The organism is Parapedobacter pyrenivorans (assembly GCF_014636865.1).
GTDB lineage: Bacteria > Bacteroidota > Bacteroidia > Sphingobacteriales > Sphingobacteriaceae > Parapedobacter > Parapedobacter pyrenivorans.
The window spans coordinates 475,015-492,574 of record NZ_BMER01000001.1 but is presented as its reverse complement, the minus strand read 5'-3'; the positions used below and the strand labels follow the sequence as shown (position 1 = coordinate 492,574).

Sequence of the window (17,560 nt, the reverse complement as noted above, 5' to 3'; positions counted from 1 at the left end):
AACCTAATGCAAATGTATAAAAAAATTACAGCAAATGGACGTACATGTACGTCAACCAATATATGCAAACCTTGGCTCATGCGACTATGTTCAATTACACTGATTATATGCATTCACGTTAGTGTTTTTGCATTCGGTCAGAAAGTGACGATTAACCGCGATAATGTTTCGCTAACTACAGTTATTAAGGAGATTAAGCGACAAAGCGGTTACAATTTTCTTTATGATGCCGGTGCACTTTTCAATACGCCCCGTATCACCGTGAACGCGAGCGATGCGGATTTAGCCGAGGTACTAGAACAGTGTTTTGACGGGCTATCGTTGGATTATATCATCCGTGACAACTACGTCATCATTTCGAAGAAAATCCTGTCCGGCGCCGAACCAAAAAACGCACAGCAACGGCAAATATCTGGTCAAGTAACCAGTAGCAAGGGGGAGCGCCTGGAAGGGGTTACGGTGCGGGTAGAAAACTCGACCATCGTCACTGCTACCGATGCGAGCGGGGGGTTCCGGATGGTTGTTCCATCCCAAAGCACAACGTTAATGTTTTCATTGCTGGGATTTGAAAATCAACAGATAACTGTCGGACAGGCTCAAACCAGTGTCGACGTGACTATGACACCTTCTCTTAGTGATTTGGATGAAGTAGTCGTAGTAGGTTTCGGTGAACGGCGCAGGGGCGATTTGACAGGGTCTATTTCGACCGTCACTGCTGCTGACATCGGTAGGATACCGCAGGCATCCCCTCAGTTTGCGCTGCAGGGACATACAACAGGTGTCCGGGTTGCCCCCGTTAGCGGAAACCCTAATGAGGCCCCGCAAATTTTCGTGCGTGGCGTCGGTACCTGGAATGGCGCTTCGCAGCCACTATACGTAGTAGATGGCCAGCTATTTGAACCGCCGAGAGACGGAAACGAAGACGTGATCAGCTCCGGATCGCTTCGGACTCCACCTAATATTTTTAACCTTATCAACGCGAACGACATTGAATCGATATCGGTACTTAAGGACGCATCCGCAGCAGCAATATATGGTAGTAGGGCCGCTAATGGGGTTGTATTGATTACCACCAAGCGTGGAAAATCGGATCGGCCTATCATTGAATTTGATGCCAATATGGCGGTACAGAACATGCCTACATTCGACATGCTGGCCACAGAGCAGTTTGTTGACATTGCTCGTGAGATGTACGAGAACAGCCGGAATCCTGACGTTAGTATTGCCAGAAACCTCTATGGCCGTGATGAACCGAGTGATGCGGTCAGGCTGACCAGCTTTAATCCGCAATTTGATCCGGAAAGTCCGTATTATATCGCTGACCGTACTACATATAACTGGCAGGAAGAATTGGTTGACCGGAACGCATTGAACCAGAATCACAGCCTACGGGTGTCCGGTGCCACGCCACGGGTCGACTATTACCTTTCAGGCGGCTATTTTGATCAAAATGGCGGTATCAACAAAAACCGTTTGAAACGCTATACAGGAGCAATTAACCTGAATGTCAAGGCTACAGACTGGGCTAAGGTCGGAGTGAATTACAAATACACCAACCAGACGTCTACGAATTATGGAGGAGATCTCGAGGCATTGGCATATGCGCCACCCTGGCAGCCCATTTACGGTTCTCACCCGTCGGGATACGAAACGGTTATTGATCCGTACAGACTCGGAACGACGTGGCAGGGCCTGAAAAAATACGGCCAGGCGTCGATCGAGAATTTAGCGGCGTTGGCAGATTTTAATACGCCGTATTTTGACCTCGAACGGAATTTTGGTCAGCTATATGTGGAACTCACGCCACTGAAGGGACTCGTTCTCCGCGGCAGCTTGAACCTGGATTATACTTCGCAGGACCGATGGGGGCTGGATCAGATGGTGATTACAAACCTGTTCAGGCCAGTCGGCCAGGACCCTCGGCTACAGTATCCTAATGCACCAAATAGCCAGGCAAGGATTGAACATCGGATCAATAACTCATTTAATTACCAGACTGATTTTACAGCAAGCTATACCAAAATATTTGCGAGTAAACATCACTTGAACGTAGTCGCCGGCGTGCAGGATCAGCGCCACCGGCGGGAGACGGTAAACCTTAATTCCGATAATATAACCAACATTCCTGAAAACCCAAGATATACGGGTTGGGGGGGAGACCTGGCCAACAATAACAGCTTTTACAGTTGGAACCACCGTTTCTGGTTCGGTATGGTGGGAAGGGCCAGCTATCACTATAATTCCAAATACTACTTGGATGTATCCATGCGTAGGGATGCGAGTAATGGATTCGCGCGCGACTTCCGGTGGGGTAACTTCTATGCAGTTTCCGGTGCTTGGCGTATCAGCAGTGAACCGTTTTTCAATGTAGAATTTGTAGATGACCTTAAAATTCACGGGGGCTGGGGAGAGGCTGGAAATGACGAGGCGGCGGTTGGCAGATACGCTTTCCTGTCGCGGGTGAATACGGGTTCGACCACTTATCGTTGGGGATCGGGCAACGGAGATGCGATTGGCATCATGCAGTTAGGTGCAACGGTCAATGACTTTCCAAACCCAAGTCTGTCCTGGGAAGTAGCTTCCACGGTTAATGTCGGTTTTGACGCGCTGCTGTTAAATAATCGGCTAAACGTTACTGCGGAGTGGTACAGGCGAATCACGAGTGGTATTCTTCAGACGGTGAGCTTGCCGCTTTCTGTGGGAACAAGCAACCCGTTATTCAATATCGGCGAACTGGAGAATAAAGGTGTCGACCTCTTGGTGGGCTTCAAAGATAGAGCTGGTGCATTTAATTATGGCATTTCAGGAAATATCAGCTTCGTGTCCAATATGGTTACCAAGTTGTACAATGACCAACCCTTGCTGATTTCCGGTTTGCATAGAAGACACGCCGACAATGTGGTGCGCATTGAAGAAGGGCGCTCCATTGGCACGATATGGGGATATAAGGCTGGTGGTATTTTCCAAACCCAGCAGGAAATCGATGAACATTTTGCCAATACGCCGGACAACCTCGTTACCAACGTCAGCCATGTGGCGCCAGGGGACATGTACTTTTTGGACGTACACGGCAATCCGACCGATGAGGAACGCTTCTATAGCACTACACCTGATGGGCGGATTAACGATTTCGACCGTACGGAAATCGGTAACGTACTGCCGGGATACACGTATGGCGTTAACCTTAATTTAGGCTGGAAGGGATTGGACCTGGTTGTGAACTTTTATGGCGAAGGCGATGTGGATAAGGTAAACTCCTCAAGACGACGGTTCGAAAGCATGTCAGGGGTACATAATCAGTTGGCGACGACAGTCGACCGGTGGACACCGACGAATACAAACACCGACGTTCCAAGGGCGGTTGTGGGGGATCCTGCCGGCAACAACCGAATGTCCGACCGATGGGTCGAAGACGCCTCGTTCTTCCGATTAAACACGTGGCAATTGGGTTACTCGCTGCAAAATTCGGCGTTAACAGCGCTAGGAAACACCGTCAGCTCCTTGCGGGTATTTGTAGGAGGGCATAATAACATCTACCTGCACCGATGGAGCACGCTGGACCCGGTGAATGACGCGTTTCCTTTGCCGAAAACATTTACGATGGGGTTGAATGCGAGATTTTAATCGGATATAGTCCATGTATTACGCTTTAAAAAATTGATTGTAATGAAAAAATATTTAATATTCGTTTTCTGTTCCATTGGGATCACGATGAGCAGCTGCGACCCATCCCTCGTTGACCAAGCGCCCTTTAGCCCGACTGAATTGAGCTATTTTTCGTCGGCTAGGGATTTCCGAGGCCCCCTTGCGGGCGTCTATGCAACCATATACGATGACTACCATTTTTCGGCGACCGGTTATAACGGTTGGATAAGTGGTATGTGGTTATTACCGGGCGACGACCTGACCGAAAGCCGGGGAACCAATACGTTCTTCGAACTGTTTGATGGCTCGCTGAACCCCAATAATTCAAGATTGCAGTTTGCGTTCACGTCGGCTTATAAAGGGATAGCCCGGGCCAACGTAGTGATCGACAGAATCAATAATGTTGATTATACTGGATTTGATGGCGCCGAGGAGATTGCTATGATGGAAGGTGAGGCGTTATTTTTTCGCGCTTACCAATATTATAAGTTGTTTAATATATTTGGTTCCGTCCCATTGGTAACAAAACGCTTGCAGACGGAAGCCGAAACAAATACGCCCAAGAGTCCGGCGATCGATGTGCTTTCGCAGGTGATTATTGATCTGCAAAGCGCACTTACAAAAGTTCCCGAAAGCTGGCCGGAAATGTATAGGGGAAGAATTACCAAGAATGCCGTCCGGGGCTTGTTGACTAAAGCCTTAGTGTTTCGTGGTAATTATACTGGAACCACCGGCGATTATCAGGAGGCATTGACTTACTTCAATGCAATCACAGCGGTATTGGTACCGGACTACTTACACAATTTTACCGCGGCGACCGAAAACAATGCGGAATCCCTGTACGAACTGCAGGCGACGAGGCCCAATGGAGGTGGAAATAACTTAAACCTCGCCCATGATGGTGGATGGCGGGGTGTTGAAAACATGAGCGTATTCCGGGGATTTATGATGGAGGTTGCCGGGCGTGGTGACTTTAACGATGCAACAAATACCAGATACCTCGTTACGGAAAAGTTGCTGTCAGCATTTGGTACAGACCCTCGTATCGACGTTTTTTTGAATCCAGAGGACGGCGTGGAAGGACGAATCTTCCAGAAGTACAACAAGCCTGACGGCGTCAACGAACTGCCCCCGATGCATGGAGGTTCTGCAAATAACGAGCGGATTCTCCGTTATGGCGATGTGAAGCTGTTGGCAGCAGAAGCGGCACTGAAAGGCGGAAACGCAGCCGCGGCGATCGGGCATGTTAACGACATACGGGAGCGTGCGAGGACGTGGGCGCAAGCCTCGGGCTACGGTGACGGAACGGTACCTGCAGCGCACCCGGCAACTGAAACCAACGCCGGTACTATTATGGGGTGGATTCGCGACGAGCGCTTTGTGGAGCTGGCTGGCGAAGGGCACCGCTGGTGGGATCTAAAACGCTGGCACGTAGGAGGCGATATCAATCTGTCGGGCTGGACGGGCGACGACAATGAGTTCAGTACATATCTGGCTTCTCCGGTACAATTTGATGTCAACAAGCACTTGGTATTCCCATTACCGCATGCAGAAATCGAGCGTAATAGTGGCATTACAGAAAATAATCCGGGTTACGACTAACAAACGTAAACGCGCATAAGGGGGCCGTTTGCCCCTACCGTTACCTTGGTCGCTCTCGGGCTACGTGCTCGAGAGTGGCTAAAGGTACTCGTGTTGATTGGTATTGGCACGCGGCTATGCCCATGTTATATAACCCATTAAAACAAGTAACAGATGAGAAAAGCCATTATTTTATTGCCTTTACTGATCCTCTCCGTTAAAATGGCTCTTACCCAAGAAATCGTAATACCGTCGGAGCAAGTCACCGATAAGATCCGTGGAGGATTATTAGGGCAAAATCTTGGCGTGTTGAATGGCTTGCCCTACGAGTTCACGTTTATCGAACAACCGGGCGACGTGAGTGGCTACGTGCCCTCTCTTCCCGAAGGCGCCCGGACCGATGACGATACCGATTTTGAGTGGGTATACATTTACCAGATGCAAAAAACCGGGCAGATTCGCATACCGTATCCGGAAGTAGCCCAACTATGGCGTGAGCGCATCAATCGAAACATTTGGAGCGCGAACCGTTATGCCCGCCACTTGATGGATATCGGGATTGAACCTCCGCTCACGGGCTATGCGTCCATTAATCCGTGGAGCTCCTTCAACCTCTCGGGACAGTTTCTCAGTGAAACATTTGCCTTGTTAGCCCCAGGAATGCCCCAGACAGCATCTAAGATAGGGCTGCATTACACACAGGTAGCCATCGGTCAGGAATCGGCCCAAGCCACGCAGTTTTTCTGTTCAATGATTGCCGCGGCATTTATTGAAGATGATATCCGGGAAATCATCCAATGGGGCATTGCTGCTCTGGATGAAAAAAGTATCATCCGTGACATAGCCCGAGATGTGGGCGACTGGCAGCGACAGCACCCCGATGATTGGCCGAAGACATGGGAATTGATTCACGAAAAATATAAACAGGATACGTGGATCGAATCGTATAATGGGTACGGTCTTAATGCTGCCGCTGTCGTTGCGGCATTGCTATATGGCAATGGTGATTTTGCAAAGACCATCGAATACGCGTTCAATTTTGGATGGGATGCCGACTGCAACGCGGCGACAGCCGGAACCATATTGGGAGCGGTGAAAGGATATCGGTGGATGATGAGCCAAGGGTGGCAAATTGTGGATCGCTATGCGAACACCACACGTGAACATATGCTGATGGACGAAACGATGACCAGTTTTGCCGATCGGTTGATGGATCTTTTCGAAACAGTCAACGAGCATAATGGAGGGACGAGATTCCGGGCCGGGGGTATTCTCTCGTACCGTATCCCCACCGAAAGGCCTGAACCGGTGGCCAGATTGCACGATAACGAGGCGCAGTATCAGACGCTAGTCGACGATTTACGCGAGGAAGTAATAGAAAATATCAGCAGCACCGACCGGCGTCTGCAGGCACGGGGCGCCTATCTCGCAATTTGTTTGGATATGGCCGCCGAAGTTAGCAGGCAGGACGCCAAATCATGGGAAAAATCTGTTCGCGCATTAAGTGGATACTGGAAAATCGTCAACAATGTTTTTTACGGCAGTGACTTTCCGGCGTTAAATAACCTTGCCTCGGAATTTGTTAAAGCGGGAATTGGAAAACCCACCCGGAAATTAGAGGACCATGAAATATATGAAGATATGACGATTTGGAAAGAACCGGGAACTTGGCCACCAGCGCATGTGGGAAGGATCACTAATGTTAATGAGGATGATTTATGAAAGCGATTTTCGAAAAAAAAACGAAGTTTTCAGGTATAGTAGCCCTATTTTTAATGGTGCTGCTAGGAGCCTGTAAAGATAAGGTTTCGGAAAATCCGATACACAACGATCTGGTACTTAGTCAGACAGGAGTCGATATAATGACGGGTGAAAGCCACGTGATAAGCATCACTGCAGGTAGCGGAAGTTATGCGGTAAGTGTTGACAATGAAGCGGTGGCAGCCGCCGACTTGGACGGAAACCGGATCACGATAACGGGCAAATCAGGCGGCACCGCCACCATCCATGTAAAAGATACCGAAACGCAACAAAAAGCCCAAGTGACGATTACCGTTGAAGGCGTACCCGATGACGGAGAAGTGTACCCGCAGTCAAAGAAATTATGGGTATCGCCGGACGGCAATGGCACCGGCTGGCGAAGGAATACGCCCGGTTCATTGGCCGCTATCATCGGTGATGTACAGCCGGGAGACACGGTGGTGTTGCTTGAAGGTACTTACACGAATATGAAAATCGAAGCCCTAAAAGGTACGGCCGAACAAAACATCACGATACGGGCTGAAAATATAGGCAAGGCGTTTTTTGACGGTCAAGTAAAAATTAACCATGTGATTGAGATCAGGCGTTGTGAATATATCAACTTCGAGGGTATCAAAGCGGGTAATGCCCTCCACTCCGTGTGGGTGACCGAGTTTAGCAAAAACCTGACGTACCGGAGGTGCTCGGGCTTTAATGCCGGGTATGAGGTTTTGTCAGATGGCAATGTATTAAACACCTACGCAGACAACTGCCATGTATTTGCCTTTAACGAATCCGAGCATATTCTTGCTGAAGATGTGTGGGGATGGGGGACGGGCAGGTACGTATTTCTTTACTACGAATGTAAAAACAGTGTGCTAAGAAGAGGTGTTTTCCGTCCGACAGCGCCGAAATTGGGATTTGGAAGTGACCGTGGGCCGCATTCGGGGTTTAACCTTTACAATTGCAACAACAGTATCGCTGAAAACTGTATTGCCTTTGAAACCCGCTTCCATCCCGAATCGAATCAGGCCCCTGATAACCCATGGGGATTGGTAATGGGGGGCATGGTCTTCGACGATCACTACGATCGCGGATACAATTATGTTTTAGGGTGTTTTGATCTGGATAATGGGAACTGGCGGGACGATATACCGCGGTCCAATCCGGCGGTCCATGTGATGAGCAAATGGAATGGCAAGCTGGAAGACATCGTCATCTGGAAAAATGTTCATAACTATCGCATTCAGGTTACCTCAAGCGGTAAGGTGGATCTTCCGGAAAGGGCGTTGATCGGCGCGCCAATGGCCATACGTCAGAACACGATTGATGCTGAAAAGCTAAAGTATCGGTATGTGGATGGTGTGCTCACAACCACACCGTTGTGGCCCTGGCCTTACGAAGATAACATCAAAGAACAGATGGAGATGGACGTCACGATGACGGAATACGTTCACGAAATGGTTGCGCCCCATTTGGATTTGAGGTAGCCGGGTGTCGATTACAAAGTAAGGCGAAGATAGCAAGCAAATTTAAACGAATGAAAAAACTGCATATTTTGATCTTGATTTTTTTGACAGGTTTCCGGTCGATCGCACAGGATACCTCCGTCAATATATTGGTTCGGGCCGACGATATGGGGGCATCCCGATCCGTGAATTTTGCGGCCATCGAATCCTACGAAAAAGGAATTGTCCGGTCCGTAGAAGTCATCGTTCCCGGTCCGTGGTTTGAAGACGCAGCGGCGCTCCTGCGCGACCGTCCCGATCTGGATGTCGGCATTCACCTGACCCTGACCAGCGAATGGTCCGGCATAAAATGGCGTCCAATTACCCAATGCCCGAGCATCACCGATGCCGATGGCTACTTTTTTCCTTTTGTTTGGAAAAACGACAAGTCGCCCGAGTCGCCGTATCTCACCGGTGTTTCGTGGGATATCGGAGAAATAGAGCGCGAGCTGCGCGCACAGATTGAACTCGGCATAAAGCGAATTCCGCAGGTGACACACCTCTCGGAACATATGGGTTGTTTAAGTTTTTCGGAAGAAGCCAAAAAGCTGCTGGAAACGCTGGCTATGGAGTATAACCTGTCGGTAGACCTTTCTCACGTGTCCCGATTTCCACAATGGAGCGGAAGTGAAATCCCTGCCTCAATGAAGGTTGAGAATTTACGTGCCCAGCTCGAGCAGCTACCTGCCGGCGATTACTTGTTGGTGGAACATCCGGCGTATGACGACCGGGAAACCCAAGGCTTGGGACACGTGGGATATGAGAACGTTGCGGAAGATCGCGCCGGCGTTTTGAAAGCGTTTACCGATCCAAAAGTAAAGGAGATTGTCGCTAGGCGGGGGATTCAACTGGAGTCGTACCGTGATTTCAGAAGCCGGTCACGGGCAGACACGCGTCCGCCTGTGTCGTGGGTGAACCCGGAAATTCCGCAAATGAGCGGACTAAGTCACCATATTCTAAAAAGCAAAGCGATGGGTCATGATGTCGGATTTGTCGTTTGGACGCCCGATGTGTACCAAGAGGAAACGGAGCAGCGATTCCCGGTTATCTACTTTCTGCACGGCATAGGAGGGAATGAGACTTCAGATGCGGCGGGCTTTTCGTCGCGGTTAGCCGCGGCAATCGAGCGAGGAGACCTCTCGCCGGTCATTTGTGTTTTTCCCAATGGAGGGCGTAGCGGCTACCGTGGAACCGTAGAAAAGATGATCGTCGGCGAATTAATCTCACAGGTCGATACGCAGTTCCGTACGCTTTCGAACGCAGAATCTCGGGGACTAGTGGGTTTCTCAATGGGCGGTGCGGGGTCTGTTTATTTGGCGACGGTATATCCAGAGCTGTTTAGCGCTGCTGCTAGTATGGGCGGCGGTATCCGACTGGAGAATGAGGAGTTGAGAAAGCAGGTTGAAACATCAGTTCATGTGTGGAAACAACGAGACGTCGGTTTTTTTCTTGTAAACGGGGATAAAGATCGTCCACAAGCCTTCAAAGAGTTTGCGGAGATGTTAACTTCAGCCGGGATCGACCATCAACTTCGTGTCCTGGACGATACCGCGCATAACCTGGGTCATTATTTCGATCGTTCCCTTCCGGAACTGCTAGCTTTTGTGGCCCGTCATATCGATTTCTGAAACACTATGAAGACATTACTTTGGAAAGTGCTGGCAACTACTGCAACAACACTATTGGCGAATGCTGGTAGTCCCGATAATCGTACAGACACCAGTGTCTTGGATGAAACCTATATCGAACGGGAGCTATCGGCAGCCGCCGAACAGATTAAAACCTTGATCCGCGCGACACCTCCGGACAGCTTTCCCACTACGTTTGAGCACGGGAAGCCTTTTTTCTCCGACAGCCGATCGTGGACATCTGGTTTTTACCCGGGTACGTTGTGGTACCTCTATGAATATACCGACGATACGGAATTAAAGGAGGAAGGACGCCGAAAACTTGGCGTACTGGAAAAAGAAAAGAATAACCGCAGCACGCATGATTTGGGATTCATGTTGTACTGTAGCTTTGGCAACGCATGGCGTATAGCCAAAAAACCGCACGATGCTGAGGTTTTAATGGCTGGAGCCAATGCGTTAGCCAGCCGCTTCAATGAAACGGTGGGATGTATCCGTTCCTGGGATTTTGGTCAGAACCGATGGCAGTTCCCTGTGATCATCGACAATATGATGAACCTTGAACTATTGAATTGGGCCAGCCGGATGTCGGGAGAGGAACGTTACCAAGAGCTATCGAAGAGCCATGCAGACAAGACACTGGCCAATCATTTCCGGCCTGACCACAGTACCTACCACGTGGTAGATTATGACACGGTTTCCGGTGAGGCCGTACAACACCTCACATACCAGGGGATAGCAGACGAGTCGGCATGGGCACGTGGCCAATCGTGGGCATTATATGGGTATACCATGATGTTTCGCGACACCCGCGATTCCGTGTATCTCGATCAGGCGGTAAAAGTCGCCACCTACCTTCTTGAACATCCGGGTTTGCCGGATGACCTGATCCCCTATTGGGATTTCGACCTGGCCGGTACGCCCGGCACATGCAGGGACGTGTCTGCCGCAGCATTGAATGCCTCGGCATTGATCGAACTGAGTGCGTTTGTCGATGCTGGCCGCCGTGCACGCTACATGAACACTGCGGAAGCTATACTGTTTAATTTAGGGAAAGCGCCGTATCGCGCAAAGCCGGGAGAGGCCGGTGGGTTTTTGTTGAAACACTCCGTGGGAAATTTCCCCGGCGGGACGGAGATTGATGTGCCACTGTCCTATGCAGACTACTATTACGTGGAGGCGCTCATCCGTTTTGGACAAACAATGGGTTTTTTAACCACCAATGAGTAAATATCAAGCAGGTGGTAATACCTTATAACCGTATAAACATGATGAACAGACGAAATTTTTAACCACCGCAGCAACAGGGGTTGCTACGGCCTCCTTGCCGAAGGGGCTGCTTGGGCAGCCGGTAACCGTGCCTGTCAACGGCCTACCGCGATGGCGGGGGTTTAATATCCAGGAGTTTTATCGGCCCCCGCAATATCATGCTACCCCCGAACGCCGCGCTGCCCTGGACCGTGACTTCCAATGGATGGCCGACTGGGGTTTCAATTTCATAAGATTTCCCATGTCGTACCCCTGTTATTTGGAATACGATGCGTCTAAGGGTATACCCATAACAACGGAAGAAACAGTGGTTTTCCGGGAGGCGGCTGTGGACGCTGTCGAGGAAACCGTTCAACTGGCGAATAGGCACGGCCTACACGTGAGCTTAAATCTGCACCGCGCTCCTGGTTTCTGCATCAACGCCGGCTTTCGCGAACCCTTCAACCTATGGAAAGATAATGATGCCCAAGAAGCATTCTATACGCATTGGGCGATGTGGGCAAAACGTCTAAAGCATTATGCGCCCGAGCTTCTCAGTTTCGACTTGGTCAATGAACCCTGTTTTAAAGAAGATATGAACGACCAATATGCGTCAACAAAGCCAATACCCGGCGACATTTATCGCAAGGTGGCCAAAGGGTGCCTCGAAGTGATACATCGCCAAGAAGCTAAACGGTTGGTGGTTGCTGATGGGAACCACGGCGGTGCACTTGTTATCCCTGAGTTGGCCGATTTGCCCATTGGCCAGAGTTGCAGAGGGTATTACCCGCATTACGTGTCACATTACCGTGCGGGGTGGGTGTGGAAAGAACCCGATGATGCACCCTTGCCCGTATGGCCTGGAGTGATCGACGGCAGGAAGTTCGACCGCCAGTCGCTAGAAACATTTTACCAGCCCTGGATCGATTTAGTGAAGCGGGGCGTAGGCGTGCATTGCGGCGAATGCGGATGCTACAACGAAACCCCGCATGACGTATTCTTGGCGTGGTTCGGCGACCAGTTGGATATTTTCACCTCCAATGGAATCGGGTGGGGGCTTTGGAATTTCCGGGGTGCCTTCGGACTGCTAGACTCAGGCAGAAAAGACGTTGCGTATGAGGATTGGAATGGCCATCAGCTGGACCGGAAGCTGCTAACACTACTTCAAAGCCATTAATGATCTACCGACGCTGCAGTACACGGGGCGGTAACCCGACGTGGAATCCAGTCCTATACGGATTTGAAAGAAAGCCATCCGTCAACAACGCCAAATGAACTACATAATACGCTTACACGTGTGCAGAAGCGTGCGGTCACTTGCCTCTTTTCTGACTATCTTTGCCACTTTACCAATGTTGATAAATTTCATATGATGAATCGATATTTATTAGTGCTCTTTCTACTAGGAGGGGTTGGCTTCTTTTTCTCAGAGACGGCTTCCGCTAAACCTCGGAGTTCGATCCTTCCGGTAAGCCTCCGTTGTGAGTACCTCGAAAATCCTAAAGGATTGGACGTATCCCGGCCGCGATTGGGATGGCTGCTGGACGCCACAGATGCAGGTGCTTTCGGGCAACGGCAAACAGCTTACCGCGTATTGGTGGCGTCAACAGCCCGGCTATTGGCCAAAGAAAAGGGGGATGTATGGGATAGCGGATGGATCGTATCGGATGAAATGCAACACGTTCCCTACAAAGGCCGGGAATTGCAATCCGACCGTACCTGTCATTGGAAGGTACAGGTCAAGGATGAGCGAGGTACGGTATCGGCATGGAGTAAACCCGCTTTTTGGACGACTGGATTGTTCGATTCCGGTGAATGGAAAGGCAAGTGGATCGGCAGCGACGAGCTATACAATCCCGCTGCAAGCGATAATAATATTACAGACCCTTGGCTCCGAAAGACCGTGGAGCTTAGCACCAAGCCAGGGAAAGCCACGTTATTCGTCGCTTCCGTGGGTTATCATGAATTGTATGTGAATGGAGAACGGATTGGTGATGAGGTGCTGGCGCCTGCAGTGGCCGACCACACCAAGCGGGCTAGCTATGTAGCATACGACATCGCTGCCAACCTCCGGCAGGGCACCAACGTGATCGCCATCTGGCTGGGTACATCGTGGTCGATTTTTCCGGGGTATATCCTCCATGAGGACCGACCACTGACTCCGATCGTAACGGCCCAGGGAGCCATATTCGAGGAAGAATCGCCTCAGGGTGATGCCAAGCCGTTGGCCACGGTTGTGACGGATGCTTCCTGGAAAACCCATCCCAGCCCTAATCGATTGCTTGGCAAATGGGATTTTCGGAATATGGGGGGTGAAATATGGGATGCGCGGCGGGAAATACCGGATTGGAACGTGGAAACCTGTGATGAAACGGCATGGCGGGCGGCAACTGAGTACCCCACCAAACTGACGCTATCAGCTCAACTGGTGAGCGGCAATCGTCTGGTTGACGAAATTCAGCCCGTCGGCATAGTAGCGCAACCCGATGGCTCATACCGGGTGGACATGGGTGTCAACTTTGCCGGCTGGACGGAAGTCCATGTAAACGGAAAAGAGGGCGACACCATCCGATTTCAGTACTCCGAGCGGGAGCAGGACGCCATGACCTTTAATCTCCATAGTGCTTACGTGATTGGTGCAGGTGGAAAAGGAACGTTCCGCAACCGCTTCAATTACAGCTCGGGGCGGTGGATTACCATACGGGGATTGGACAAAGCCCCCGCGATCAATGATATCAGCGGATGGATGGTAAGAACAGACTACCGCGATGCTGCGCGATTTGAATGTTCGGATATACTGCAGAATTGGATTTATGATCGTGTACGGTGGACTTTTGAAAACCTTTCACTAGGCGGTTTTATCGTCGATTGCCCCCAGCGCGAGCGCATGGGGTACGGTGGGGACGCGCATGCTACCAGTGAAACCGGAATGTTCAATTATCAGTTGGGCGCTTTCTATACCAAATGGATGCAAGACTGGCGGGATGTACAAGGTACAGAACCCATGGTGGGTAATATGCTCGATACCAATTATGCACGAAAAGCAATGACGAGTGGTCGGATATTGAATAATGGTGTGCTCCCACATACCGCACCTACCTATTGGGGCGGGGGAGGTCCAGCGTGGGGTGGTATCGTAGTTAGTCTACCCTGGTTTATGTACCAGCACTATGGCGATAAACGGGTGTTAGAAGAGAATTTTGAGCTTATCGACCGATGGCTGGGTTTTTTGGGCTCCCATACGAAGGATGACATCTTGCAGCGCTTCGGCGGGCAATGGGATTTTCTGGGTGATTGGCTTTGGCCTAATGCTACAGCCGAGGGCATGAACAACGATAAACCAGAAACGCTTTGCCTGAATAATTCCTATTATGTATTCAACCTGCGCACCGCAGCTAAGATAGCCGAAGTGCTGGGCCGAAAGGCAGAGGCGGACCAATGGGGGCGGCAAGCCGATGTGTCGGCAAAAGCAGTACATGCGCGTTTTTTCAATGAAACGGATGATAGTTATGCGAATGGTTCAATGGCAAACCTGGCAGCGGCGTTACTGGCTGAAATACCTCCCTCCTCGCTGCGAGAACAGGTAGTGGACAGGCTGGAAAAGGAGATACTCGATGTACGGGGTGGCCATATCCATGCGGGCATTACTGGTGGGGCGCTGCTGTTTAAATTCCTTCGTGATGAAGGTCGGGATGACTTGATTTTCAGCATGCTGTCAAAAACCACTTATCCAAGTTGGGGCTATATGAAAGACAACGGTGCAACGACGATTTGGGAGATGTGGGAGAAAGACCTGCCGGGACATTCCCTGCTGCATAGTTCATACCTCTATCCGGGGGCTTGGTATATCGATGGACTGGCTGGTATCAAACGCGACCCTCAGCACCCCGGTTTCCAGCGGTTCATCATTCGGCCGCCTGTACCTGGTGCTACATCGGTCAGTTGGGCAGAGGCCGTTTTTGAATCACCCGCTGGTGAAATAAGATCGAAGTGGAAACGGGAAGGCGGCCAGCTGGAATTAGCATTGACGGTACCTCCGAACACGGTGGCCGTGTTGCACGTGTTGCCGGAGGAAGCAGTAGCTATCCAGCAGTACCCAACGATTACCGAGCTGGGTGAGGCGCATGGTTTTCTCCGTTATGAACTTCCGGCAGGTACCTACCGATTGAATGGGCTATAAGACAGGCATGTTGCTAATACGTATAAAAATTGTAAATTTGAAGGTTCTTTGAGCGTTTGGGTAAAGAAGAACGCAAAAGACGTCAAAGAATACGATTAGGCAGTCTTTTTATACGGGAGATTTATAGCGCATGAATGGTGTGAATGCAGGGTGGGTCGCAGACCAAGTGGCCGGATACATCAAAGACAATCAATGGGAAGGCTTGAAAGAAAAACTAAGCGAGATTGCGAGGTCTCCGCAACCGGGTTTGGTGGCTCAGGTTTTTACAGCCATTCCCAGAAATGTCAAACCATCCGCTCAGCAACTACGTATCTCTTTTGGTGAAGTCGAAGGGCTTGGACCGAATCCAGTGCCGGTGATCGTGAGGGATTGGTCTGTAGTACAATTGCTAAGAGTTTGGTTCTTGTCACAAATACCCGACTTGGGACAAGAGGCTTACGTAGCTCTGATTGATCGGCTGTTTAAATACAGTGACATGGAAGAGTCGGTTTCGCTATATGCTGCTTTGCCCATATATCGGTATCCAAAAGCCTGGCAACAGCGGTGTATCGAAGGGATAAGGAGTAATATCGGACCGGTAAGAAAAGCCATTATGGTATTTAATCATTATCCAAGTCGATTTTTGGAAGACGAGAAGGCGTGGAATCAACTCGTGCTGAAAGCCTTTTTTACGGACGAAGATATTCCGAATATCATTGGATTAAACCAACGTAATAACCCGAATTTGGCACAGGCATTAACGGATTACGCATATGAGCGTTACGCGGCAAAACGGGAAATCAATCCCATGCTATGGATATTGGTGGGTCCTTACCTGGATGAAAGAGCCTTTGATTTGATGGAACGCATTATTATTGAAAGCCAAATACCGCTCGAACAACGAGCGATCGCTTACGCATTTAAGCATAGCAATTACGATATCGCACGTGAATACTGCGCAAAAAATGATCGGTTCATTTCGTTATCGGATGATAGCGGAACGCCGTGGGAAGCATGGGAATATTAATGGAGATGGATACAACAGCAAACGGAGATATAATTAAAAGTAATGTGCAGTTATCATGAGCAGGATCGCGCGTCTATGGGGCAGCGCATCGCGTTGGATTTAGAATTAGTTAAAGGGTTGAGGTTTTTTGATCCGCATATCCACATGGTGTCGCGGACTACCGATGACTACCAGTCGATGGCTGATGCGGGTATTGTCGGTTTGATCGAACCCGCGTTTTGGCTGGGGCAGCCCCGTACTGGCATCGATACGTTCCGCGACTATTACAGCAGTCTTGTTGGATGGGAGCGTTTTAGAGCATCCCAGTTCGGGATTCGTCACTTTTGTACCATCGGCCTGAATTCGCGGGAGGCAAACAATGAAGCGTTGGCTGAAGCAGTGATGGAGCTGCTGCCGTTCTATATCTATAAGGAAGGGGTGGTCGGCGTTGGTGAAATCGGGTTTGACGACCAAACAGCGGCTGAAGAAAAGTATTATCGCCTACAACTTGAGCTGGCAAAGGAAGCCGGTCTTCCGGTACAGGTGCATACGCCGCATCGAGACAAAACCCGGGGTACTTCCCGTAGCATGGATATTGCACTTGAACATGGGCTCGATCCGGGCATGGTCATCATTGACCATAATACGGAGGAGACGGTAAAGGAGGTGCTTGACAAGGGATTTTGGGCTGCCTTCACCATCTATCCCTTCACCAAAATGGGTAACGAGCGTATGGTGCAAATTGTCAAGGAGTACGGCCCCGAACGCATCATGGTAAATTCCGCTGCCGATTGGGGGATCAGTGACCCGTTGGCCGTGCCCAAAACTGCTGCGTTGATGGTCAAGAGTGGGATTTCCAAAGTAGCTATCGAATTGGTCTGTTATAAAAATGCGATTACAGCATTTGCACAAAGCGGCCAGTTGGACGAAGGCCTGTTAAATGAAAAAATCGACGTCGACCAAGGGCAGAAGTTTGAGGGCAATTCCATATTGCGCGGTGGTCAGCAGCCGCGCAGGGATACCGGGTCCATTATCATTTCCTAAG

10 protein-coding genes are annotated in these 17,560 nt (G+C 50.1%); all 10 read left to right on the top strand.

The window, feature by feature from the left end:
• The first annotated feature begins 78 nt into the window (after positions 1-78).
• Positions 79-3,624: a TonB-dependent receptor gene (locus tag IEV98_RS01855; protein ID WP_188504233.1), complete on the top strand. Its 3,546-nt coding sequence runs from the start codon at positions 79-81 to the stop codon at positions 3,622-3,624.
• A 42-nt stretch (positions 3,625-3,666) separates the two neighbouring features.
• Positions 3,667-5,247 carry a RagB/SusD family nutrient uptake outer membrane protein gene (locus tag IEV98_RS01850; protein ID WP_188504232.1) on the top strand — a complete coding sequence of 527 codons (1,581 nt, stop codon included), beginning with the start codon at positions 3,667-3,669 and terminating at the stop codon, positions 5,245-5,247.
• A gap of 153 nt (positions 5,248-5,400) precedes the next feature.
• Positions 5,401-6,948: an ADP-ribosylglycohydrolase family protein gene (locus tag IEV98_RS01845; protein WP_188504231.1), complete on the top strand. Its 1,548-nt coding sequence runs from the start codon at positions 5,401-5,403 to the stop codon at positions 6,946-6,948.
• The gene (locus IEV98_RS01840) at positions 6,945-8,456 is read left to right on the top strand and encodes a chondroitinase-B domain-containing protein (protein ID WP_188504230.1); all 1,512 of its coding nucleotides are present in this window, start codon (positions 6,945-6,947) and stop codon (positions 8,454-8,456) included. The genes IEV98_RS01845 and IEV98_RS01840 overlap by 4 nt, the downstream gene beginning before the upstream one ends.
• A gap of 50 nt (positions 8,457-8,506) precedes the next feature.
• Positions 8,507-10,102 (top strand): alpha/beta fold hydrolase, encoded by a 1,596-nt coding sequence (locus IEV98_RS01835; RefSeq protein WP_188504229.1) that lies wholly within the window; start codon positions 8,507-8,509, stop codon positions 10,100-10,102.
• 6 nt (positions 10,103-10,108) lie between these two features.
• Positions 10,109-11,332 carry a glycoside hydrolase family 88 protein gene (locus tag IEV98_RS01830; RefSeq protein ID WP_188504228.1) on the top strand — a complete coding sequence of 408 codons (1,224 nt, stop codon included), beginning with the start codon at positions 10,109-10,111 and terminating at the stop codon, positions 11,330-11,332.
• 94 nt (positions 11,333-11,426) lie between these two features.
• A complete protein-coding gene (locus IEV98_RS01825) occupies positions 11,427-12,527 on the top strand; it encodes a glycoside hydrolase family 5 protein (RefSeq protein ID WP_188504227.1) in 1,101 nt (366 codons plus the stop codon).
• Between the two features lie 192 nt (positions 12,528-12,719).
• Entirely contained in the window at positions 12,720-15,530 is a 2,811-nt protein-coding gene (locus IEV98_RS01820; protein WP_229738520.1) for a family 78 glycoside hydrolase catalytic domain, read from the top strand.
• A 130-nt stretch (positions 15,531-15,660) separates the two neighbouring features.
• Positions 15,661-16,536 (top strand): EboA domain-containing protein, encoded by an 876-nt coding sequence (locus IEV98_RS01815; protein WP_188504226.1) that lies wholly within the window; start codon positions 15,661-15,663, stop codon positions 16,534-16,536.
• 42 nt (positions 16,537-16,578) lie between these two features.
• Positions 16,579-17,559, top strand: a complete 981-nt coding sequence (locus tag IEV98_RS01810) for a TatD family hydrolase (RefSeq protein WP_188504225.1) — start codon at positions 16,579-16,581, stop codon at positions 17,557-17,559.
• Position 17,560 lies beyond the last annotated feature (1 nt).